Origin of the sequence: Planococcus sp. SE5232, assembly GCF_050686535.1 — a bacterium.
Classification (GTDB): domain Bacteria; phylum Bacillota; class Bacilli; order Bacillales_A; family Planococcaceae; genus Planococcus.
This window is the reverse complement of record NZ_JBOGCP010000002.1, coordinates 130,205-153,350: the sequence shown is the minus strand read 5'-3', so window position 1 is coordinate 153,350 and position 23,146 is coordinate 130,205. Positions and strand designations below refer to the sequence as shown.

Here is a 23,146-nt window from a genome sequence, read left to right as displayed (position 1 = left end):
CATAAACGCACGGAAAAAAGTCTGGAAGAAACCCAGTATACGGGTTTCTTCCAGACTTTTTAAAATTCGGCTGACATTTGCTTATCTTTGGATGTTAAAGTGCTGGCGGCTTTTTCCGTCAACTATAAATCTTGTACTGATCCTGATCTGAAGTTTTTGCTTCGTATAAGGCCATATCCGCGTACTTGACCAATTGCTTTTCATTGACTGTATCATCAGGATAGAGGGAGATGCCAATCCCTGCGCCAATTCTAATGTTAAAACCATTGAAGTTTAAGGGAACCTCAAATGATTTCAATATGCGTATGGCTGTATTTTCTGCCATTTCCACTGAATCGATTTCGGGTAAAATTATTCCCATCTCATCTCCGCCCAGCCGTGCAACTGTATCACTGGAGCGGATACTCGCCTGAAGCCGAACGGCCATTTCCTTAATGACAGCATCTCCTGCATCGTGGCCGAACTGATCATTAATCTGTTTGAATTTACGTCCATCCAGCATCAAAACCCCTACTTTTTTGCCGGTGCGTTTCGCTTGATGAATCGCTTTTTTCAACTTGTCATCAAAAGTCCGCCGATTGGGGATTCCGGAAAGATGGTCATAAAAAGCCATTTTCGCCACTTTATCCTGAAGTCTTCTTCTCTCAGTGATATCTCTGGAAATGGTGAAAAATTGTTTCAACTCACCGTTGGATAAGACCGGGGTAGGGGAGACTTCCATCCAAATATAATGGCCTTCCCGATGCAAGTAACGTACTTCAATCGTTGTCGGTTCTCCTCCATCAATCAGAGAAGCTACACTTTCTATTAAGTCGAAAGCATCTTCAGGATGGATGTGGGTGGTAAAAGGGCTTCCGATATAAGTTTGATCCGGATATCCAAGGATTTTTTCGCTTGCAGGAGATACGTATTCAATCTGGCCTGAAAGGTCGATCAAGGTGATGATATCAAAGGTGCTTTCTGTAATCAGTTTATATTTCTCCTGGCTTTTCTGCAGTTCCTGTTCTGCTTTTTTCAGCTCGGTTACGTTTTTGTAGACAATCGTTGCGCCGATCACTTTTTTATCTGCGTCGTGAACCGGCGAATAGGAGGAAATGATATTCAGCGGTTTACCAGATTTGTTTATCCGCAAGGTATCATGAAATTTGACGGTTTCTCCGGCTAAAATCCTTTCCACGATATTGTCTTGATCAGACGTCATATGCGGTGGAATAATTGTGCCTTCTCCCCTGATCATTTCCTCTTCCGTAAATTCAAACGTTTCTTCGAAGGCGGGATTTACTTTCAGGATATCTCCTTTTGTATCAATGTAAAAAATCGGATCTGTAGAACTTTTCCAAAAGACTTCAAGTTCTTCTTTCGCTTCCAATAAGGCTTTTTGGGCACGTTTTTTTTCGGTGATATCGGTCACGATGCCATGGATTCCAAGCAATTCCCCGTCTACTATGATTGGGATATTCAGAACCTGCAAATCAATTAGATCACCATCTTTTTTATGGAAGCCCATTTCATAGCGCTCCGGCCTTTTATTATGGATCGATTCGAAAAAGTGGTGGCGAACTTTATCTGTTTCTTCAGGCATGACGACAGCTATAAATGCATTTGCCTGAAGTTCTTTCAAGGAGTAACCCGTAATGGTTTCTGTTCCGGCATTGATGCTATTCAGATTGCCGGTGCGGTCGAATGTGAAAATTCCATGTGGATGATTATCGAACAAGGACTTATATCGTTGTTCATTTTCACGCAAAAGACGTTCCGTATTTTTCTGCACAGTAATTTCTTTTGCGATGGCATAGATTCCGAGGACTATGTCTTCGTCGATGATGGGAACCGTATTTACTTGGAAAGTGGCCATCTGCTTGTTTTTAGTATAGATAGTCGTCTCAAATTCCACAGAACGCCCTTTTAGCGCCTCTTCAAAATGCGCTATGGTATCCTTCAAATCGGTTTCAATAATTAAGGAAACTATCGATTGGCCAAGCAATTCTTCTTCAGTGAATCCCGTTACTTCAGTGACCATTTTATTGATGCTGATGAAATTTTTTTGCTGGTCAAATTCAAACACAGCATTCCCATTGTTTTCTACCAAGGAATTTAATCTTTTCCGTTCGATTTCGATTGCTCTTTTTGTCTTTTGGAGGTCCTTGTTTTTATATTCTCTTTCGGTGACGTCTCTTACGACAGCTAATATGTATTGAGATTGGCCATTTTCTGCTTCAATCGGATTAAGCATGGTTTCTCCGATGAATTCGCCAAACCCGGTTTCTATTTTCTCGATAAACTCGATGGGTTTTTGAGCAGCTTTTGCTTTTTTATAATGTTGGATTAACCGGTCGCTTAATTCCTTAGGGAATATCTCTTCGATCAGGCATCCGATAATATTTTGGGAAGGCATGATGGATAAGGCTGATGGATTTACGTAAATATATCGATAAGAGTCGTGAGCTTCCTCCATCAAGAAAATGGGGTCTTTAATTAAATCAAAAAGAGGGGTGGACGTTAAAATATCTTCTCCGCCTTTTTTTGTGATATCCTTCATCATCATCAATCTCCTTTCGGTAATCAGAATTTTTATTTTTAAGAATCCTGCGTTTATCGGCAAGTGTGGTAGGCATGAAATTCATTTTCGTTGCAAAGGAAGTCTACTATTTTTTCAGCAGATTTTATATAGGCCAGTCCTGCAACTAAGAGCGTGTTGAATAACGGTAGGCAGGTAGACAAATCCCAATTGTTTTCTTGATTGATATGCTTTGTTTTTGAATTGATCTGAAATGAAATTTGAAAAAATTTATATATATCGTTAAAAAGACAGTAATTCCCATGTCTTACTAGTTTATAGGATTGAGTCAGAGCAAGATAGGGGTTTTTGATAAAAATTAGAAAATATTAGGAATATTATAAATGCAATACTCTATCACTAGTTTTATTAAAAATGATTGATAGAAAAAAACCAAGCATCATCTTTTGGGGCTGTGCAGTAAGGAAGAGAGCGATAGTTTTAAAATACAAAAAAGAGATGAGCTTAACCACTCATCTCACTTTTCGTATTTTGTTTTTCGCGGGCACTATGTTTGGTTCCCCATTCATGCATCGCACCTAAAATGTCTTCCAAGGTACGTCCGTATTCCGTGATGGAATATTCGACTTTCGGTGGAACTTGGGGGTAGACGACTCGATTTACAATATCCTCATCTTCAAGTTCCCGTAAATGCTTCGTAAGCATTTTCTGTGTAATTGCAGGAATACTGCGTTTCAATTCGCTGAATCTCATGGTGTCGTTTTGCATCAAATATAATAGAATGATGGGTTTCCATTTTCCCACAATGATATCTAAAGCATCATCCACTCGACACAGTTCGGGTTGTACATCGGCATCCATAACTCTTCTCCTCCAGTGGTATCTTTTTGTACACTATAGCATTTTCAAGGATGTCCTTCCTATATATCGATTTGATAACGGCCATCAGTTAAACTTGTGCTTTTACTTCTTCAGGGTCCGGGATACGGACCACTAAGACATCACAGGGGCTCCGGCGGACAATATGTTGGGACACACTTCCCAACATAAAACGTTCCATGGCATCCATTCCAGAGGCGCCGCATACGATCAAGTCCGCTTCAACTTTGTTGGCGAAGTCACGTGCAATAACCTTTTTGGGGGAACCAGGAGTGACGATGGCATTTACATTTTCCACGCCTGCGGCCAGTGCTTCCGTCTTGTATCTCTCGAGAAGATCCTTGCCGAACTTAAAGGATTCTTGGTCATCATCGGGTCCGTGCACTTTAACGGCGGTATAGGTGCGGGGATCCACGACATAAATCAAGTTCAACACGGCATTGTTTCGTTTGGCAATGCCAATCGACTTATTGAAGGCCAATCCCGCCTCTTCTGAACCGTCGATTGCTACAAGGAGATGCTGATATGTTAAGTCCATAGTATTTCCTCCTGTCAGGTTAGGTGATAGAAAGTACTTCGCTGCGTGATGGGCAAACTCCTGCCTTCAGGTGGGGGAGATTAATTCTGAGACATTTGGATGAAAAGAGGAAGTCATGGATAAAATGGCCAATGAATTTCTCGAAGATACTACTTTGGAAATCATTGATATTAAGTTCCCTACACCTGTTTTCTATTTCTGTGCGATGGTGATGTATAAGACAACTGATTATTCGAAAAACCCTATAGAATATTAGAAATCCAAGTATTTAGATCAGTGGGGAGGACGACGTATCTCTATTGATGGGAATCTCTCATTATTTATCTGCTTGTTTTTTCCCCTCTAAATCTCCCCTTGTTCTATCTGTGTCCTCACTAGTAAATCACTTATGTAAATTGCTGCACATCGTATAATTACACTAAAGGACGGAAAACCCTATTATGGCATGGATATCCTATTCCTTTCTTTCCGGTAGCTCGAGGAAACCGGGTAGCCATGTGAACCCTACCGATTGATGGGGTGGAAAGGGTGTCCTAAAAACAAAAAAAAACAGCACTTCATTGCCGGATATTCCGAACAACGGGTTGCTGTTTTTGAAGTGCTTAATACTCTTTGACGTCGGGTATAGCTGTTGGTGTATAAGTGGTGTTGCTGGCTTTGGAAGATTTTCGGTTTTTAACAAGATCGACAAAGCCAATTGCCGTGTTGCTGTATTGATTAACCTCAGCAATGTTCCGCTTGTCACGATCTACTCGTGTTGAAATGTCGTTAGTGATCGACCGGACTGTTGCATTCAGATCGACAACCGAATTCATGGTGCCTTTCGCAGCATCAACGAACATGCTGACTTTTTCAGATTTCATTTGGACATCTTCTTTTAATTCATTTGCGGTATGCGAAAGGGCAGTCGCTTCTAAATTGAGCTTGTCAACACGCTCTTTCAGGTTGTTTGCTGAGCCTTTGATCTCTTTCACCGGTTCTTTGATTCCTGATATCAGCATAACCACTCCGACGATTGCGATAATCAGGCCCAGAACGAAAATTCCGAGCGCTATGTACAGCCATAATGTTGGATCCATGATGATTTCCTCCTCTAAATTTATTGATGTCTTGGATATGCTATACCCGTTATGTACTCTCGCTTAACCCTTCAGAGGATGGTATTTGCCTATAGTCAAAAGGTTTTGGGAGAATGGCTTTTTTCATTCTGCAAAAAATAGACTCTATCATTTCAAGTTAAGCTTTCGCCGATTTTGCAAGTTGCTTTTTCAAGTGCTCTTTAATGGCTGCAACATCCTCAGAAACCGAGGCAGCGCGCTGTTCATCTTTTTCGATTTTTTCAAGTGAGCCGGCCAATACTTTTTGTGCGCTTTCCTGCGGGATAACAATAACGCCATCGCCGTCTCCGACAATGATGTCACCGGAATGTACTGAAACGCCTCCACAGGAAATTGCCGTATTTATTTCGCCTTGGCCAGCCTTATTGCCGGCGGCCATCGTTGTGCCTTTGCAGAAAATCGGAAAATCCAAAGCCTTGCATGCTTCCAGGTCCCGAATGGCACCATCGACCACAAAGCCAGCGATTCCTAGGGTTGGCCATGCCGATCACGAAATCGCCTGCGACAGCGCGCGACAGGTCTCCTTTTGCATCAATGACAATAATGTCTCCAGGCTCGGCTGCATCGAGCGCCTTCATAACACTGTAATTGTCTCCTATGGGCATTTTCACAGTAAGTGCTTTCCCGCTGATTTTATAGGTATCCTTCAATGGCTTGATGGACGAATCCAGATTATTCAACCCTTCCATTGCATCGGAAATAGCGGTAGTGGGAATAGATTTGTATTGTTCGATAAGTGATTGATTTACCATTTTACTAAACACTCCTTCGTTTAATGGGATTCTTCAAAAATTCGGGTGCCTCTTTTTAATTAGGTAAAAGCATATCGCTAAAAGAAAGATAAGTAAAATCGAATCTGTAATGGATATCGATAAGTTGTTGTGATGTTCTGACTTGTTTCCTGTTTTCCTCGATCATTTTCTCCTGATCGATTTCTATCTAACTTGCTGCATAAATGGAGAGATCCATTTAATAAGAGTTTCTCATTGGTCCCTAGTTGGTATAGTAACTACTAATACGAATCCCGGAGGCGAGAGAAATGAAGGTTGATATTATCAGACATACCGAATGGGCAGATACCAAGTTTACGCTGCATTTGATTTCACAGATCCTGGGAAAAATAAAACTGGAAACTGCCCAGCAGGAACCACAATGGGCGCACGTCGGACTGAATGTTACACCTGATGGCTTCTCAACCGGTTTGCTGTTCCATAAGAAAGCTGTTTTTCAACTCGATCTGGACATCAGGAACAGCCAAATCCTATTCAATGTGGATGGCAACGTTCAATCTTTGGAATTGAAATCCTCCAAATCCATAAAGGATTATTTTGAAGAAATAATGGAAGCTCTGAATTCTGGCGGCATTAATGTCATGATCAATCCAAAACCGCAGGAAATGGCCTATAAAAAGAACCTGAATGAAGATAATAGCCCTCTGACATTTAATCACAAGGATGGGATGAGGGGATTGCAGCTATTCCATTTTGCGTTGCGAGAACAAATGAGATTTGCAGGTCCGCTCAGATGCCGGAAAATGAAACCGCAATTGTTTTGGGGCACCTTTGATGTGTCTTTATTGATTATCAAAGACATAATGGAACCATTTCCGGAAGACAAAATTATCGAAAAGGCGGCTTTTGATGAGCAGATGATTGAATATGGATTTTGGTTGGGAGACGACAAAGTCGATGTCCCGACATTTTTTGTATTGCCCTATCCATTCATCTATAAAGATTTAACTTACCCCAACCTGAAACCCAAATCGGCGTATTACGATAAAAAACTGAGCGAATACTTCCTTGACTTGGAAAGTGCAGTCAGGTCTGAGGATCCAAGTCAAGCTATACAAGATTTCTTCTATTCCAGTTTCGATATTTTATCCAACGAACTCCAGTGGGAAGGCATTGACCATTATTTTATTCCGTTGAAGATGAATAAGCAAAATGGTGCCGATAAATCCAATGGCACTGACAGAAACCAACAAAGATAAGGCCATTGCTTTAAGTAATTGCTATTCACGTGAAGAAGGATAAAGCTTCATTTCTTAAAGGAAGTATGACGAAATGGCCTTGTTTAAAAAACAGGGCTATTTTACTGCCGGGAAATTTGATGGTTGAAAATTCACTCTTTTTGTGTACATGACTTAACATACTTGATATACTAAATTATGGAATAAAAGAAAGGAAGTTGAAAATGAAAACTATTTGGTTGGCTTTGCTTGGGGCCGCAACTGTCCATCTTCTTTATTTTGCAGCTGTATTTTCCGTGGGCTATGTAAAAACCATCACCTACAGACCCAATATTCCAAAAGCCTGGGAAAATGCAGAAAATCTGCAAAGTACTGCAGCTTTCGGGTACGCTGTTTCCCCTATCATCTATTTTGGTACATTTTCAGCTGCAACGGTCGCTTGTATGTTGTTGTTGTGTGGGTATAAAAAACTTGCTTCAACGCCTGTCAGAACTGAATAGATATAGACAGAAAGTCTGATATAGCTATTTTTTTCTTGTTCTATTGCTGAATATTTAAAAGATTGAATACAAGATGAACTGGATTAATGGCGATGTTGATGTTACGCTTACTTTAGATTTTAGCATTTTCAAAATAACTGAATATAAAACACTGGGGGAGTCTTTTGAGACTGAGATGGAGAAATCCGGACCCTTTGAACCTGATCTAGTTGAAACTAGCGTAGGGAAGTGGTTAATGTATGTCCAATCTTTTCTGTAGATATACCCAAAACCACTCCATCGCTGGAGTGGTTTTTTTATGTTGTTATTAAACTCATTTGTTTTAACTTTCCGAAAGTCGATAAAAGGAGGCAATATATGAGAGATGGCGAGTTGCATATAATCTCAACTGATAAGCACCCCTCACAACAACTGGCAGAAATCATCAGCCGGATTCATCGTGAAGTTGATTTTATCCATCTACGTGAAAAGAGCAAAACAGCAAGAGAAGTAGTGGAATTAGTGAAGTTGTTGGTGGATAAAAATGTACCTTTATCAAAAATAATCATAAACGACCGAGTGGATATTGCCGTTGCCTCCAATGTAAAAGGTGTTCAATTGGCTTATCACTCGTTACCGGTAGATTGTGTGAAAAGAAGTTTTACACATTTAACGATTGGGTGTTCGGTGCATGCGATTGAAGAAGCTCAACTTGCCGAAAAGAAAGGGGCTGATTATGTAGTATGTGGCCATATTTATTCGACTTCATCAAAAACTGGACTGATACCGAAAGGCTTAGAACTACTGAAAAATGTTTCTGAATCAGTTTCTATTCCAGTCATTGCTATTGGTGGCATAACGCCCGGAAATACTGGGGATGTTATCAACTCTGGAGCGAGAGGGATCGCTGTAATGTCAGGAATTTTCGAAGCGAAAGATCCTTTGCTGGCTGCAAGATCCTATCGTTCCTGTTTAGCGAAATAAAGTTTTTATCTGGTACTATGAGGAGAGGATTTCTATGAACAGAACATTTGAAGCAATTGTAGTTGGGGGTGGAGTCATCGGCGGTTCAATAGCCTATAGTTTGGCGAAAAGAGGAATGGAGGTGTTGTTATTGGAAAAAGGACGCCTTGCTGGTCAAGCATCTGGTGCTGCAGCTGGGATGCTTGGTGCGCAAGCGGAATTGGAAGGAGAAGGACCGCTTTTTCTATTAGCGAAGACCAGCAGGGCGATGTTTAACGGCTTGGCCGATGAGCTGAAGATTGCGAGTGGAATTGATATTGAACTTGTCAATAAAGGGATGTTGAAGCTCGCCTTAACCGATAAAGAACAGCAGGAGCACCGTCGAATCCTGGAAGTCCACAGACAGAATAACGAACGGGCCGAATTGCTTACGGGTGATGAAGCTAGAAGAAGGGAACCGGCAATATCTAGCGAGGTGATGGGAGCCATGTATCTAGAACGAGATGGCCAAGTTGCCGCTCCTCAACTGGCATTAGGGTTTTTAAAGTCAGCTGAGGCTTTTGGTTCTGTCATTAAAGAAGATGTAGAAGTTCAGTCCTTTCACTCTTCTAAGGGCATAATGACAGGAGTCGCTACATCTGAAGGGGACTTCATGAGCGCAAATATCGTGGTGGCAGGGGGGGCATGGAGCGAAGTCTTGTTAAGTAAAATGGGTTTACCGACTATCACCCATCCTGTAAAGGGGGAATGTTTTTCTGTGCGGACAAAAACGCCGTTATTATCCAGCACGATCTTCACTTCCGGCTGCTATCTGGTGCCGAAGAAAGACGGGAGAATCATTGTAGGCGCAACCGTTATACCGAATACATTTAATCCGCAGACCACTGTAAAAGGCATTTCGTTATTGATGGAAAATGCAAAGAAGCTGGTGCCTTCTATAGAAGAAGCAGAATGGGAAGGGGCTTGGGCTGGAATACGTCCACAAACTGCGGACGGTTTGCCTTTTATGAGTGAACATCCTGACTACAGCGGCTTATTTATCGCGACAGGCCATTACAGAAATGGGATCTTGCTGTCGCCGATTACGGGAGAAGTGATGGCTGATTTGATTGAAGGAAAAACACCATCACTTGATCTCTCTTCTTTTCGTATCGAACGATTGATCAGAAGAAAAAATTGATAAGGAAGTGTTGAAAATGAAGTTGGTGGTTAACGGAGAACGGGTGGTCGTACCAAATACGGTGGAGACGGTAACTGAGCTGCTGCGACATTTTGAATTGAATCAGAAAGTGATCATTGTTGAATTGAACGCTGAAATAGTTGGGAAAGAGAAGCATGCTGAAACTCTGATTTCTTTCGGGGATAAAATTGAATTGGTGCATTTTGTAGGAGGAGGATGACTATGTTAAAAATAGGTGGTTACGAATTTTCATCAAGATTATTATTAGGCACAGGAAAGTATCCTGATTTTGATATACAAAGGAAAGCCGTGGATGTGTCAGGTACAGAAATATTGACGTTTTCAGTTCGGCGGATGAATATTTTTGAAGCAGGACAACCTAACTTCCTTGAAAATCTGGATATTACAAAATACACCTTGCTTCCAAATACAGCTGGAGCGAAGACAGCGGAAGAAGCGGTTCGGATCGCGAAACTAGCTAAGGCATCGGGCCTTTGTGACATGGTTAAAGTTGAAGTAATCGGGTGTCTAAAAACCTTGCTGCCGGATCCAGTTGAAACATTAAAAGCATCGGAAGAGCTAGTGAAAGAAGGATTTACCGTATTGCCATATACGTCGGATGATGTACTTCTGGCAAGGCGCCTTGAAGAATTAGGCTGCCACGCGATCATGCCCGGAGCATCTCCCATCGGTTCCGGCCAAGGAATCATCAATCCATTGAATCTTTCTTTCATAATTGAACAATGCCAGGTTCCAGTTATTGTGGATGCAGGAATAGGAACACCTTCAGATGCTGCCATTGCAATGGAATTGGGAGCGGCTGGGGTCTTGTTGAATACTGCGGTATCCGGTGCAAAAGATCCAGTAAAAATGGCCGAAGCGATGAAATTTTCGATCGAAGCAGGAAGATTGGGATTTGAAGCTGGACGAATTCCCCAAAAACGATATGCCACTGCCAGCAGTCCAGTTGAAGGAATGAGTTTTAATTGAATGGACGATATTCACGACAGGAGCTTTTTGCACCGATCGGCAGAGAAGGGCAACGGAAACTGAGGAACAAGCATGTTTTAGTGGTGGGAGCCGGAGCTCTGGGAACAGGCAGTGCAGAAATGCTGGTACGGGCAGGTATCGGCAAACTGACTATAGTGGACCGTGATTATGTAGAGTGGAGCAACCTTCAGCGTCAGCAACTCTACACCGAGGCGGATGCGAAGCAGCGGATTCCAAAGGCCGTTGCAGCTAAAGAACACTTGTCACGCATCAACTCTGAAGTGGAAGTCCGGTCATTTGTTATGGATGTCTCTGTCGAAGAGATGGAACAGCTGGTAGAGGGAATTGATTTGATTATTGATGCAAGCGATAATTTTGATATACGGATGATCATGAACGATATTTCTCAGAAGCATCGAACCCCATGGATCTACAGTGCCTGTGTAGGAAGTTACGGAATCAATTATGCCATTCTTCCGGGAAAAACACCCTGTCTGAGTTGTCTTCTGGAGGATGTGCCAATGGGTGGCATAACATGTGATACCGTAGGAATCATCAATCCTGCTGTGCAAATGGTTTTGTCTTTACAAATTACAGAAGCATTAAAGATTTTGGTTGAAGATTCGCTTCAGTTAAGCAACAAACTCGTATCGTTCGATCTTTGGAAAAATCAATATTCATCCATTACCGTCGATAAAGTGAAAAAAGAGGATTGTTCATCCTGCGGTTTAAATCGATCCTATCCATATCTTTCTTTTGAAAAGCAGACAAAAACCGCTATTTTATGTGGTAGGGACACAGTGCAAATCCGACCATCCCAACAGATGGACAGGAATTTGGAAAATTTGGAGGGGATTTTAACAGAACTGGGGATGAATGTGTCCCGCAATCCCTATTTACTGTCTTTTTCGACAGCACAGCACCGGCTTGTCGTTTTTAAAGATGGCCGTGTCCTGGTACATGGAACGAAGAACGTTGTGGAAGCTAAAACTTTGTACTATCGCTATTTAGGATAAATAGAATTCCGGTATGATGTTGAATCCCTTTCTCCTAACATCGGGTTAGACAAAATCGCTGAATCAATACTGCTACGAATGACAAGCTGCCCGAGAGGAGCTTGTTATTCATAGAGGTCCTTATAGCGCTTCATGAATTTCAGGTCAATATGCTTTTTGAGTTTCCAGGGGATTCCACCATGCAGCGCTTGTTTTCCATAAGAAAGGAAAGCCTCGCCATCGCCAGTAGACAAGATGGAAACGAATCGCTTTTGTGGAGTGAACGGCAACAGCCTTTCTTCAGAAAGGCTGTTTTTCAGGTTCTTCCAAAGGATTGGACCTTGACGCACCGCATAGACGCCATTTTTGGCAAGTGACGGATAACGGTCGATCGTGATGCAATCTCCGGCCCCGAATATGTCTGGATGCTTGACGCTTTGCAGCGTATCGTTGACCAGCAGAAAACCGCTGCCATCCGTCGGCAATCCGGAAAAGCGGAACAAGTCCGAACTTTTGGGTCCTGTCAGCCAAAGCACACCTGAGTGCGGATACGAACGTCCTGCACTTGTGATGACACTGAAATCATCAACGTCTTGAACCAAGACATCTGTAAAAAAAGGCAAAGATTTCTGCTTAGCAATGAATTCAATTTTCTTTGAGGCTGTCAGCCCTTGACCGGAAAGGAGCGAAGTCGAACTGAACAGCGCCACATTGGCAGGCAAGTTTTGCTGTTTTCTCCATGACAGAATGGAAAACGCCAATTCCACTCCCGAAGCGCCTCCGCCGACAATCACGGGGTAAGCAGAATCCCGCAGCTGTGCCAACTGCTCTGGAAAGCGGTAATTGGGTTTGATGGAAGAGACATGTTTTTGTATTGCCTCTGGAATAGCGGTTTGTGAGCCGATATCAAATGATACGGCATCATAGTGATAAACGTTGCCATCTATGCCCTTCAATTCTTTTTTTTCCGGATCGATGGTGTGGATCAGATCCTCGACAAATAGTGCCCCGATCTTGTCACAAAGACGTTTCAAATTGATCCGGATATCTTCGAGCGTGTAAACGCCTTCCGTATATCCGGAAAACATCCCTGAATAATACTGATAGGAAGATGGAGAAATCAGCACCACTTGCCAGTCTTCCGGCAATTTATGTTTTGTTTGTTCAAGACAATGCAGATGCGCATGTCCGCCTCCGACCAGTACAAGTGCCTTCATCCCACTCCGCTCCCGTCTACTTCAGAATCCGTTTGGCTTCAGCCAAACGCTGTAAAATCGTCACAACCTGTACAGCGAAAAAAATCAGCGTGAATGCTGTTAAGTATGTTGAAAAAATAATCATTAGGGTAAAGAGTATAAAGCCTTCTGTTCTTTCAGCAAGTCCTGCCTGGTAGTAGAACGATTTCATGCCTGGCTTATCAGATAACGCACCCACCGTCAGGAATACGGTCATTGCGACGATGATGGAGACGCTCAACAGCAGCAATGCCCACATCGAATCAGGGAATCGGAAAGCTAACCCTATAATGACACTGATCTCCACCAGGCGATCAAAACTGATGTCCAGCAATGTTCCCCAGGAGGATGGTTTGGTTTTCCGCGCCATGGTGCCATCGACGACATCGAGATATCCGGAGAACCAAAGAACGAAGACGGCCCATAAAGGCTGGTCCAGGTAGATGAAAACACCTGAAGACATCCCGACGGCAAAGGCGATTTTCGTCACGCCATCAGCTGTAAAGCCTTTTTTCAGCAAGACATCAGCCGTCTTTTCAACGACTGGTTGAACATGTTTTCGTGCGTGTGTATCGAGCATCAAGTTCACCTTTTCATTTTCAAGATATTTTCAGTATATAATAGGAGCCCGATTGAAACCCGTAATCCCACTCGAAAGCGAAATACGGTTTTTTAAAAAAGATCTCACCTATCCGAGTCTGATTAAGAGTAAGTTTTTTAAGCTTTTTGATAAGATGATTGTAGTTCAGGAAAAGAAAGGAAATGGTAAAGATGGTAAAAAAATATGATATCGCAATAATCGGAGCTGGTGCAGCCGGACTGACAGCCGCATTTACAGGGGCAGGATTCTCAAAAAAAGTCGTGTTGATCGACAAGAATCTGCCGGGCGGAGAGTGTACCTGGTCCGGATGTATTCCAAGTAAATCCCTGATCAACATCGCGGAAGAAGTCCATCACGCCAGAAAATATACACCTAATCTGCAAGTCGACACCTCAGTTGTATTAAAGGATATTCAAGACGTTATCCAGAAGGTCTACGAAGGCGAATCGCCGGAAGTGCTGAAACAATCAGGCATCGATTTCATCAATGGTTACGCAAAATTTGTAGGCCCGCATGCAGTGGAAGTCGACGGGGAACGCATTGAAGCAAAGAAAATCATCCTTTCGACAGGGTCATCACCGATGGTTCCGCCAATCGAAGGCATGGATAAGGTATCGTATTTGACCAACGAAACCATCTTTACCCGGAAATCTTTCCCGAAATCCATAACGATTCTTGGTGGAGGAGCGATCGGCGTTGAAATGAGCCAGGCTTTAAACCGCATTGGTGTGAAAGTGACATTGGTTGAGAAATTCGAACGGATTTTGCCGAAGGATGAAGAAGAATTGGTCTTGATGATCCAGCAGCGGCTGATCGACGAAGGTGTAACCATTCACACAGGCGCAACCGCAGTTAAAGCGGAGCAAAAAGGCGATCAAATCGATTTGAAAATCGAAAAAAACGGCAAAGAACTGACCGTTTCTGCCGAAGGGTTATTGGTCGCGCTGGGACGGCAGGCAAACGTCACAGGCTATGACTTGGAAAAAGCAGGCGTAAAATATGATTCGAAGAGCATCCAGGTGGATGATCATATGGAGACTACCGTTAAAGGCATTTATGCAATCGGGGATGTCGTCGGACCTTACCAATTATCCCATATGGCCAATGCACAAGGCATTACCGCTACACAAAACGCTATTTTACCGATCAATAGAAAAATGGATTACGAGCATGTCACGTGGTGTACATACACGGATCCTGAACTTGGCCGATCGGGTTTATCCGAAGAGGAAGCACGTGAAAAATACGGCGATTCCATTCGTGTCTATGAACACGATTATGCGGATATTGACCGTGCCAATACGAAAAAAAACAGCATTGGCAAAGTGAAGATCATTCTGGATAAAAAAGGCTATATAATAGGCGCAAGCATTCTCGGAGACCGTGCCGGTGAAATCATCAGCCAAATCCAGACCATCAAATCGCTGCACATCAACATGGGCAAATTATCGGGTGTCATCCATCCCTATCCGACCTACAGTGAAGTGTTGGTGAAAATCGGCAAGAAAGTCTATGTCGACAATCTATTGAACCAGCCCGTCGTCAAAACATTCAATAAAGCAAAAGCAGGAGAATTGCCGGCGGACAAAGTCGCAATTTATGGAGCCGCCACTGCAGCTGGAATCGGTATCGCCAACATGGCCATCAAAAACAACGTCAAGCCGAAACTCGGTGTGGAAAACGGCCGTCTGAAGGAAATGCCGTCAACGCCGAATGCGGTTTCGTCGCAAGCTCAAACAAAAGACAAGCATGTGCCGGCATGGCCGTATAACGGTACCAAAAACGAAGCGAAAAAGAACTTGATCGGCATGCTGAAAGGGTATGAAGGTGTAACGATTGTGCAAAATGACGAAAATTACGTCTATGCAGTCGCCAAGTCCAAAACGATGCGATTCAAGGATGATATCGAGTTCTATTTTAATGATGCCGCTCAGCGAATCGAATTCCGTTCAGCTTCGCGTGTAGGCTATTCAGATGCAGGCGTCAACCGGAAGCGTTATGATGAAATGAGAAACCGTTACTTCAGCATCTCAGCACACACGCGCAACTTATGAACCGGAGCACAACTTTGAAGGTAGGGAAATGGCTGTTAGCTGTTTTTGCCGTCGGATTGGTCATTTGGCTCAGCCGCTCGGTTTTCGATGTCGACGCCAATGATCTTCGCAGCTGGATATTGTCCTTTGGCATATGGGCACCTGTCATGTACATCGTCATCTATACGATCAGGCCGTTGATCTTTTTTCCGGCCTCCGTCCTATCAATTGCCGGAGGCTTGGCTTTCGGTGCCTGGCTCGGAACGCTTTACACTATCATCGGTGCGACATTTGGTGCGATGCTGTCTTTTTATGTGGCGAAAACATTCGGGAAAAGCTTAATTCGCAAGGAATGGACCGGCAATGCCGGAAAAATCCAATCCCAAATGGAGCAGAACGGATTTTTCTACGTTTTGCTGTTCCGTTTCATACCGGTCATCAATTTCGATTTGATCAGCTATACGGCAGCTTTTGCGAAGGTCCGCTTCACTTCTTTTGCGCTTGCTACATTGATTGGCATCATACCAGGGACATTCGCCTATAACTTTTTGGGCAGCAGCTTTGTCACTGGAAATCCACAAATCATCCTTCTGGCAGTCGTGGTTTTCGTCGTCTTGACAGTGGTTCCGATCATCGTCCGAAATCGGTGGAGTAAAAAACAAAATCTCGATAAATAACAGGAAGTTCATTAAAGCATTTAGGAAGTGGAAAAATGAAAAAGTTTTCATTACTGGCACCAGGATTTCTAGTGCTTACATTGGCCGCGTGTTCTGAAGAAACCGGAGACGGTGCTGCGGCAGAAGCAGATAGCCTGCAGACAAGTGACTGGGAAGAAGTTTCTGGAGCGGCGACAGGACAGGAAGTCAATATGTATATGTGGGGAGGCAACGACAATATCAACCGTTACCTCGATGAATGGGTAGCTCCCCGTCTGAAAGAAGAGCATGACGTTGAGTTGAACCGTGTGCCGATGAACGACTCACAGGATATCATCAACCAATTGGTGGATGAAAAATCAGCCGGCAAGACCAAAGGCAGCATGGACATCATTTGGATCAACGGCGAGAATTTCAAAGCCGCCAAAGACAACGAGTTGCTGTGGGGGGATTTTAGCGGGCAATTGCCGAATTTCAATGACTATGTCGATGCGGAAGCACCGGAAATTGCAACCGATTTTGGAGAACCTGTGGATGGATTGGAAGCGCCTTGGGGCAAAGCCCAATTTGTTTTTGTCCACGATGAAAACAAGTCGGAAGAACCGCCAAAATCAATGGCCGAACTGGCTGAATGGGTGCAGGACAACCCAGGGCAGTTCACCTATCCCGCCTTGCCTGATTTTACCGGCAGTGCCTTTATCCGCCACGTGCTCTATGAAACAACTGGCGGCTACGAACAATACCAGCAACCGGCAGCTGATATTGAAGACCTTGAAGCACGTCTTGAACCGATGTGGCAATACTTGAACAGAATTGAACCGTATTTATGGCGTGAAGGAGAAACCTATCCGGAAAGCCTGTCCAAGCAGGATCAGTTGTTTGCGAGCGGTGAAATTGGCATGACCATGAGCTACGACCCCGCGCTTGCTGCCAGCGAAGTGCTGAAGGGTCGCTTCCCTGAATCCACCCGCACTTTCGTACTGGAAGGCGGGACACTCGCCAATACGCATTTCCTATCCATTCCATTCAACTCTTCCGCGAAAGCAGGAGCGATGGTGGCCATCAACGAAATGATGTCGCCGGAAGCCCAAACCGCTAAATTGTCTCCTGAAAACTGGGGTGATTTGTCGGCATTGGATTTGGAGAAACTGTCGCCTGAGCAGCAACAAGCCATGAACGATGTGGATCTAGGCGCAGCTACATTGCCATTGGAAGAATTGGAACAACACCGTCTTCCGGAGCTGTCAGCCGATTACATCGAAATCATCGAAAAAGGATGGATGGAAAATGTGGCAAAAGACTAAACCCTATCTTTTGCTGCTGCCAGCCGTCGGCACCATCGTCCTCCTGTTTTTTGGAGGACTTTTTGATGGGCTTCTGAAAAGCCTGGGCTATTTTCCCGCTATCGGAGAAACGCGTTTTGAGCTTACGGCATATACGGATTTATTGCGCTCTAGCGAGTTCTGGGAATCACTCTTCCTAACTCTCCGAGTAGCGGCACTGTCTTCAGTGATTGCAGGAGTATTGGGGGCAGCCGTCGCAATATCCCTGTATTTGTTGAATGAATCAGCGAAATCCGGGACGACTCAAGTTTGGCACCGGTTGTTCCAGCTTCCTTTGACCATTCCGCACCTGGTCGGCGGCTATATCATCGTCCTGCTGTTTATGCAAAGCGGATTTTTGTCGAAGGTTTTGGCGACTATAGGCTTCATCGATGAAATTCAGGATTTTCCCGTGCTGGTCAATGATCCGTTCGGATGGGGAATTATTTTGACTTATACCTGGAAAGAAGCCCCTTTTGTATCATTGATGATCTATCCGGTGCTGTCACGGATTCACCGGTCGTGGCGCGATGTATCGCGTGTATTCGGTGCCGGCAATTGGAGTTTCATCCGGGAAATCGTCCTGCCGGTGATGCTTCCGGCTTGGACGATTGCGACATTTATCGTTTTTGTCTTCACCTTTTCAGCTTTTGAAGTCCCGTTCCTGCTGGGTGTCACGTATCCGAGCATGCTGCCGGTCTACTCTTATCAGCTGTATACGAGCGGTACGTTGGCTGACCGGCCGGAAGCATTGGCGGTCAACATCCTACTCGCCATCCTCACTATTTTACTTGGGCTGGTCGTCTATTACTTCAGCAAACGCTGGAATGTCTTGAAGGGGTGGGATTGATGACTAAGACCCGACCTTTCTTGAAATCCATATTATTCACCCTATTATTCATCCTTATCGGACTGCCGTTTATTCCTTTGATCCTGTCCAGTGTTTCCTTTGGCTGGCAATGGCCGAATATTCTTCCTGAGTCATTCAGTTTCCGTGCCTGGGAATATGTACTGCTTGGGAGTTCGGGCACTTGGCAGGCGGTGTCAGTCAGTCTGCTGATTGCTTTTATCGTCACAGCGGTGAATATCCTTCTCGCCGTACCGGCTGCCAATGCATTGGTGCGTTATCCACTGCGCGGCAAATGGCTGCTGGAAGCGATGCTTTTTGCACCGATCGTCATTCCGCCGTTTGTCGCTGTCATGGGCATCCATTTGACGTTTCTGCGGCTGGGTTTGACGGAAACCGTTTTCGGTGTAGTCCTGGCACATCTTTCACCGACTTTGCCTTATATGGTCCGTGCTGTCATGATCAGCTACAATACCTTATCAATCGACTGGGAAGACCAGGCACGGATGCTCGGGGCGGGCTCGCTTTCCCGTTTTAGGCATGTCGTGCTGCCGCATCTGTTGCCGGGCATCGCTGCTGGAGCCAGTTTAAGCATCCTGATTTCCTTGAGCCAGTACTTGATCACGTTCATCATCGGCTCCGGGCAGGTTGTAACTTTGCCGATTTTGCTGTTTCCATTCATCAGCGGTGGGGATCCGGCGATCGCTTCGGCCTATTCGCTGCTTTTCGCTGGAATAGCGATCTTGACCTTAATCGGAATGGATGCCGCCTTGAAAAAATATTACCAAAATAAGAAAGCCGGCGCAGAGAAGGGCTAAAGGAGTGGAAATATGAGCAGTTTGCGCATCATCAACATCGAAAAGCAATACCAACAAACTCAGCGTAAAAGCAATCCGGCGTTTTCCCTGCAGCCGGTTGGGCTGACCATTAATGAAGGGGAATTTTTCTCATTATTGGGCCCTTCCGGCTGCGGTAAGACAACATTATTGAAGCTGGTGGCGGGATTATTGCAGGCAGACAATGGGGAAATTTGGGTGGGAGATGCCAATATAACAGCGGTTCCACCGGAAGACAGAAGGTTCGCCATGGTATTTCAGCAATCGCTGCTGTTTCCGCATATGACAGTGGAGGACAACGTGGCTTTCGGCTTGAAGATGCAGAAAGTCGGCAAAAAACAGCGTCTAGCTGATGCAAGAGAGATGCTCGAGCATGTGGGGCTCAAAGGATTCGGACTCCGTTTTCCTGATGAATTGAGCGGAGGGCAGCAACAGCGTGTAGCTTTAGCACGCGCGTTGGTCGCCAATCCACAAGTGCTGCTGATGGATGAACCCTTCAGTGCTTTGGATCCGAGTCTCCGGGAAGAAATGAGGGAGTTGCTCAGCCGGATCCAAAAACAGTTCCGTGTCACGGTGCTGTTTGTCACCCATGACCGGGAAGAAGCTTTTCAATTGTCGGACCGGATCGGTGTGATGAGTGAAGGCGCGCTGCTGCAAGTAGGCAAAGCCAGGGATTTATATGAACGCCCTGAGAGCAGGAAAGTTGCTTCATTTTTAGGCTTAAAAAACAGCGTTGAAGGAACAGTGGCAGCAGGCCGATTTATATCTGCCGATCGAAGTTTTGATTTTCCGGTGGAAGAAACCATCGAGCGGGGACCATGCCATTTGATCCTACGACCAGAAGTGGTGCAGCTCAAAATCCTCAAGGAGGATCCGCTTGAAGACTCTATTCAGCTTAGCGGAGTTATTCAACAACTGAGATTCAATTATGGCTTTTATACCGGAACCATCCAAGTGGGAATCTATCTACTGGATTGTTCCTTTACCAGCCAACAGGCTGAAGGATTGGTGGTTGGTCAAGAGATTGACGTACTAGTGAATCAAAAAGACTTATGGTTTGTGGCATGAATCAAAAAGACTTGCACCCTTAGCGGGAGCAAGTCTTTTTTGTCCGAAATAACTATTCATCATTATTCGAATGAATTTATATATATATTGATTCAGAGTGGTTAGGTGGACAATTCATCAACATTTAATCCGGAAGAAAGGATTACTTTATGAATTTCTTTATTCATAAAGTGATGAAAAGGATTGGCGAATAAAAATGACTTAATTATTCAGTCGGCTGGACAGATTTATAAAAACCACTCAGCAGCAACTATTGCCAGACGGTGCACCACTGATTGTAAAAACGAGTGGCCTGCTGCTGCAGACGCCGGTTTCCGGCAGCTCCAGCTCTACCCGTTCGGCAGCTTCGTGATCGCCGGAAAGATGGGCAACAACCGACCGGGCTTGTTCAAATCCTGTCGCCATCAGATATGTGGGCGCACGCCCGTAGCTTTTAGCGCCGATAATATAGAAGTCTTTTTCGGGCTGCCGCAGTTCCCGCTCGCCATGTGGGCGCACGGTCCCGCAGCTATGGATGTTCGGATCGATCAGCGGGGCAAGAGCTGGCACACTTTCAAGTGCCGGATCAAAGCTATAGCGAATTTCACGCAAAAGTTCAAAATCAGGACGGGAACCGGTATTGGCGATTACCCGGTCAAATGGGCCAAGCTCAAGTTGGCGGCCTTTTTGTTCAGCGCCCAGCATGACTTGCTGTTCATCCAGTTGGCTGACGGATTGTATGAATGTTGAAGTTTGGCTATCGATCATCCCTTGAACCAGCAACGATTTGACTTGTGTGCCAAGAGCACCGCGTTCCGGCAATTGGTCAGCGTCGCCGCCTCCTAATGCTTGTTCTGGAGAGTCTTTTCGGACGATCCAAGTGATGTGTGTCGCTGGAAAGTCTCTCTTCAGCTGGACCAGGTCCAACAAGGAATTCATCGCTGAATGGCCGCTCCCGACCACTGCTACACGCTTGTTTTCAAAGCATTTTTGGTCGGAGCCAAGAATCGCTGGAATGCCGTAATCCACCAATCCGGCTGCTGCATCAGGTGCCCCGCCGGATACAACAGAATTGGGGGTTTTCCAGGTGCCGGTTGCATCGATGACTGCTCGTGCAAGAATGGTTTTTCGTGTGCCCGTGCTGTTTTCGACTATGAGTTCAAACGGTTTTTCCTCGCGGTTGGCTGTTTTCATCTTGTCCAGTCCCTGGCGCTGCAAATGAACGACCCGGCTGTTTAAGTGGATGAACGGTTTTAGCTCTGGAAGTTCGCCAAGCGGCTGAAGATACTGTTCGGCAATTTCCTTGCCATATGGCAGATGCTGCGGGTCAGGCAGGGCCAGTCCGTTCAGTTCGAATAATTTTTTGGATGCTGCGTCGATATTATACCGCCAAGCTGAAAACAAACGGACATGGCCATATTCAAGAAAATGAGTGCCAAGCGCAGGGCCTGATTCGAATAAAACGAATGCTTGCTTATATTGGACCAGGTGGGCGGCCGCGGCCAGTCCTGCCGGTCCGCCGCCGATGATGGCTACGGGTAGAGAGCTTGTCATTGGGATGCACTCCTTCTATAATAGGTTCGATTTTTCATGCTGCTGATCAGTTTGGTGGTCTAATGGATTTATAAAGCTCCTCAGGCAACAACCGCTCCATTTCCTCATTCTTCAAGGCGTAATAGCTCCAAGTGCCTCTGGTTTCTTTTGTCAGGAGCCCGGCATTCAACAGGATTTTCAAATGATAAGACAGTTTCGACTGAGGCATCGCCATTTCCTCAACCAGGTCGCAGACACAGACCGAGTCTTTCTGGCCGATCAAGTTCAGCAATTCCAGCCGTTTCGGGTCAGCCAATGCTTTGAATTTTTGGGCATAGATTTCATTCGTCATGTAGACTGCAGTGTTTTCCTCCAGCGGTTGAGCCATTCCAATCCCCACTTTCTTTAAATCAAATTTATTTGATGAATCAAGTATAATAGGTAGAAGAGATGAATGCAATTACTAAATCAAAAAAAATTGATTTAGTAAGAGACCTCTGTTATAACGATTGACTTATATAAAGAAATCATTATATACTAAGCGCGAAGGAGTGGATCCTAATGGAGACTTTGGCAAAACAATCTGCAGCTGATGTCACGGCTTGTCTGAAGGCAGTCAGCGATCCAACCCGCCTGTTGATGATGAAACTGGTGGAGACGAATGAATTATGCGTCTGCCAATTCGTCGAGATGTTCGGCATGAGCCAGCCGGCCATCAGCCAGCATCTGCGCAAGCTGAAGCAAGCGGGACTCGTAAAAGAAAACAGAAGAGGGCAATGGCGATTTTATTCCATGAACAAGGAATCACTGCATGCGCCATTGATTGAAGGCATCTTAAGCCATATTGAAGACACGGACCCTCAAGTTTTGGCTTTGCGCGCCAAGGAAGCACCAGTGGATTGCTGCTAGAAAAAGCATTCGCGACTTACCGAAAAAATACTAGAGATCATAAGCTTTTTTAAGCAGCTCAAAAGGAGAACTCACTATGCCGAAAAAAACCATCTATTTTTTATGTACCGGAAATTCCTGCCGCAGCCAAATGGCTGAAGGCTGGGCAAAACAGCATTTAGCGGATGAATGGGACGTCTACAGCGCAGGAATCGAAGCGCATGGCTTAAACCCGAACGCAGTAAAGGCGATGAATGAAGTAGGCGTTGATATCTCAAACCAGACATCTGACATCATCGACTCGGACTTGCTGAATAATGCAGATTTCGTCGTCACGCTTTGCGGCGATGCAGCTGATAAATGCCCGATGACTCCGCCTCACGTCAGACGTGAACACTGGGGCTTTGAAGACCCAGCGAAAGCGCAAGGGACGGAAGAAGAAAAATGGACGGTGTTCCAAACAGTCCGTGATGCAATCGGAACGCGCATCGAAACCTTTGCCAAAACCGGAAACTGAAC

General features: G+C 44.8%; 23 protein-coding genes, 1 pseudogene and 1 riboswitch. Of the genes and pseudogenes, 15 read left to right on the top strand and 9 right to left on the bottom strand.

The genetic code is table 11. The features are described 5' to 3' along the window. Positions 1 to 118: 118 nt before the first annotated feature. The 5 genes and pseudogenes from ACRC6Q_RS09595 to ACRC6Q_RS09575 form a co-directional block, all read right to left on the bottom strand. Positions 119 to 2,542: a PAS domain S-box protein gene (locus ACRC6Q_RS09595; protein ID WP_431466426.1), complete on the bottom strand. Its 2,424-nt coding sequence runs from the start codon at positions 2,540 to 2,542 to the stop codon at positions 119 to 121. A 480-nt stretch (positions 2,543 to 3,022) separates the two neighbouring features. After that, the gene (locus tag ACRC6Q_RS09590) at positions 3,023 to 3,379 is read right to left on the bottom strand and encodes a winged helix-turn-helix transcriptional regulator (protein ID WP_223639033.1); all 357 of its coding nucleotides are present in this window, start codon (positions 3,377 to 3,379) and stop codon (positions 3,023 to 3,025) included. A gap of 88 nt (positions 3,380 to 3,467) precedes the next feature. Then, positions 3,468 to 3,935: a universal stress protein gene (locus ACRC6Q_RS09585; protein WP_223639031.1), complete on the bottom strand. Its 468-nt coding sequence runs from the start codon at positions 3,933 to 3,935 to the stop codon at positions 3,468 to 3,470. A gap of 602 nt (positions 3,936 to 4,537) precedes the next feature. Beyond that, positions 4,538 to 5,014, bottom strand: coding sequence for a DUF948 domain-containing protein (locus tag ACRC6Q_RS09580; protein WP_223639030.1), 477 nt, complete (start codon positions 5,012 to 5,014; stop codon positions 4,538 to 4,540). Positions 5,015 to 5,171: 157 nt separating this feature from the next. After that, a pseudogene (locus ACRC6Q_RS09575) lies at positions 5,172 to 5,805 on the bottom strand (RraA family protein). A 287-nt stretch (positions 5,806 to 6,092) separates the two neighbouring features. Between ACRC6Q_RS09575 and ACRC6Q_RS09570 the strand changes: the two are divergent. The 7 genes from ACRC6Q_RS09570 (at position 6,093) to ACRC6Q_RS09540 (ending at position 11,650) form a co-directional block, all read left to right on the top strand. After that, the gene (locus ACRC6Q_RS09570) at positions 6,093 to 7,043 is read left to right on the top strand and encodes a DUF5996 family protein (RefSeq protein WP_431466425.1); all 951 of its coding nucleotides are present in this window, start codon (positions 6,093 to 6,095) and stop codon (positions 7,041 to 7,043) included. A 203-nt stretch (positions 7,044 to 7,246) separates the two neighbouring features. Further along, entirely contained in the window at positions 7,247 to 7,522 is a 276-nt protein-coding gene (locus ACRC6Q_RS09565) for a hypothetical protein (protein WP_223639027.1), read from the top strand. A gap of 143 nt (positions 7,523 to 7,665) precedes the next feature. Continuing rightward, positions 7,666 to 7,766: riboswitch (TPP riboswitch) on the top strand. 113 nt (positions 7,767 to 7,879) lie between these two features. After that, on the top strand, positions 7,880 to 8,485 hold the full coding sequence (tenI, locus tag ACRC6Q_RS09560; protein WP_431466424.1) for a thiazole tautomerase TenI: 606 nt from the start codon (positions 7,880 to 7,882) through the stop codon (positions 8,483 to 8,485). Between the two features lie 34 nt (positions 8,486 to 8,519). Beyond that, the gene (gene thiO / locus ACRC6Q_RS09555; RefSeq protein ID WP_431466423.1) at positions 8,520 to 9,644 is read left to right on the top strand and encodes a glycine oxidase ThiO; all 1,125 of its coding nucleotides are present in this window, start codon (positions 8,520 to 8,522) and stop codon (positions 9,642 to 9,644) included. A 16-nt stretch (positions 9,645 to 9,660) separates the two neighbouring features. Further along, the gene (gene thiS, locus ACRC6Q_RS09550) at positions 9,661 to 9,864 is read left to right on the top strand and encodes a sulfur carrier protein ThiS (RefSeq protein ID WP_223639024.1); all 204 of its coding nucleotides are present in this window, start codon (positions 9,661 to 9,663) and stop codon (positions 9,862 to 9,864) included. A gap of 2 nt (positions 9,865 to 9,866) precedes the next feature. Next, on the top strand, positions 9,867 to 10,634 hold the full coding sequence (locus tag ACRC6Q_RS09545; RefSeq protein ID WP_223639023.1) for a thiazole synthase: 768 nt from the start codon (positions 9,867 to 9,869) through the stop codon (positions 10,632 to 10,634). After that, the gene (locus ACRC6Q_RS09540) at positions 10,631 to 11,650 is read left to right on the top strand and encodes a thiazole biosynthesis adenylyltransferase ThiF (protein WP_431466422.1); all 1,020 of its coding nucleotides are present in this window, start codon (positions 10,631 to 10,633) and stop codon (positions 11,648 to 11,650) included. Before ACRC6Q_RS09545 ends, ACRC6Q_RS09540 begins: the two co-directional genes overlap by 4 nt. Positions 11,651 to 11,754: 104 nt before the next feature. Here ACRC6Q_RS09540 and ACRC6Q_RS09535 read toward each other — a convergent pair whose 3' ends face one another. Further along, complete coding sequence (locus ACRC6Q_RS09535) at positions 11,755 to 12,846, bottom strand: FAD-dependent oxidoreductase (protein ID WP_431466421.1); 1,092 nt, start codon at positions 12,844 to 12,846, stop codon at positions 11,755 to 11,757. Between the two features lie 16 nt (positions 12,847 to 12,862). Continuing rightward, positions 12,863 to 13,444, bottom strand: a complete 582-nt coding sequence (locus tag ACRC6Q_RS09530; RefSeq protein ID WP_431466420.1) for a CDP-alcohol phosphatidyltransferase family protein — start codon at positions 13,442 to 13,444, stop codon at positions 12,863 to 12,865. A 191-nt stretch (positions 13,445 to 13,635) separates the two neighbouring features. Here ACRC6Q_RS09530 and ACRC6Q_RS09525 point away from each other — a divergent pair, with 191 nt between their 5' ends. The 6 genes from ACRC6Q_RS09525 to ACRC6Q_RS09500 are packed head-to-tail and all read left to right on the top strand — an operon-like array spanning position 13,636 to position 20,227. After that, positions 13,636 to 15,519, top strand: coding sequence for an FAD-dependent oxidoreductase (locus ACRC6Q_RS09525; protein ID WP_431466419.1), 1,884 nt, complete (start codon positions 13,636 to 13,638; stop codon positions 15,517 to 15,519). A gap of 14 nt (positions 15,520 to 15,533) precedes the next feature. Continuing rightward, entirely contained in the window at positions 15,534 to 16,175 is a 642-nt protein-coding gene (locus ACRC6Q_RS09520; RefSeq protein WP_431466418.1) for a TVP38/TMEM64 family protein, read from the top strand. Between the two features lie 35 nt (positions 16,176 to 16,210). Beyond that, complete coding sequence (locus ACRC6Q_RS09515; protein WP_431466417.1) at positions 16,211 to 17,458, top strand: ABC transporter substrate-binding protein; 1,248 nt, start codon at positions 16,211 to 16,213, stop codon at positions 17,456 to 17,458. Beyond that, positions 17,442 to 18,326, top strand: a complete 885-nt coding sequence (locus tag ACRC6Q_RS09510) for an ABC transporter permease (RefSeq protein ID WP_431466416.1) — start codon at positions 17,442 to 17,444, stop codon at positions 18,324 to 18,326. The genes ACRC6Q_RS09515 and ACRC6Q_RS09510 overlap by 17 nt, the downstream gene beginning before the upstream one ends. Beyond that, positions 18,326 to 19,141: an ABC transporter permease gene (locus ACRC6Q_RS09505; protein WP_431466415.1), complete on the top strand. Its 816-nt coding sequence runs from the start codon at positions 18,326 to 18,328 to the stop codon at positions 19,139 to 19,141. The genes ACRC6Q_RS09510 and ACRC6Q_RS09505 overlap by 1 nt, the downstream gene beginning before the upstream one ends. A gap of 12 nt (positions 19,142 to 19,153) precedes the next feature. Then, complete coding sequence (locus tag ACRC6Q_RS09500; protein ID WP_431466414.1) at positions 19,154 to 20,227, top strand: ABC transporter ATP-binding protein; 1,074 nt, start codon at positions 19,154 to 19,156, stop codon at positions 20,225 to 20,227. 240 nt (positions 20,228 to 20,467) lie between these two features. On the opposite strand, the gene ACRC6Q_RS09495 is transcribed toward ACRC6Q_RS09500, so the two are convergent. Both ACRC6Q_RS09495 and ACRC6Q_RS09490 read right to left on the bottom strand, forming a co-directional pair. Further along, the gene (locus ACRC6Q_RS09495; protein WP_431466413.1) at positions 20,468 to 21,760 is read right to left on the bottom strand and encodes an NAD(P)-binding domain-containing protein; all 1,293 of its coding nucleotides are present in this window, start codon (positions 21,758 to 21,760) and stop codon (positions 20,468 to 20,470) included. A gap of 46 nt (positions 21,761 to 21,806) precedes the next feature. Further along, a complete protein-coding gene (locus ACRC6Q_RS09490; protein ID WP_317851926.1) occupies positions 21,807 to 22,127 on the bottom strand; it encodes an ArsR/SmtB family transcription factor in 321 nt (106 codons plus the stop codon). 173 nt (positions 22,128 to 22,300) lie between these two features. Here ACRC6Q_RS09490 and ACRC6Q_RS09485 point away from each other — a divergent pair, with 173 nt between their 5' ends. Together ACRC6Q_RS09485 and arsC are read left to right on the top strand one after the other, a co-directional pair. Continuing rightward, positions 22,301 to 22,648: an ArsR/SmtB family transcription factor gene (locus ACRC6Q_RS09485; RefSeq protein WP_223638974.1), complete on the top strand. Its 348-nt coding sequence runs from the start codon at positions 22,301 to 22,303 to the stop codon at positions 22,646 to 22,648. Between the two features lie 76 nt (positions 22,649 to 22,724). Beyond that, a complete protein-coding gene (gene arsC, locus ACRC6Q_RS09480; RefSeq protein WP_223638971.1) occupies positions 22,725 to 23,144 on the top strand; it encodes an arsenate reductase (thioredoxin) in 420 nt (139 codons plus the stop codon). The last annotated feature ends 2 nt before the right edge of the window (positions 23,145 to 23,146 follow it).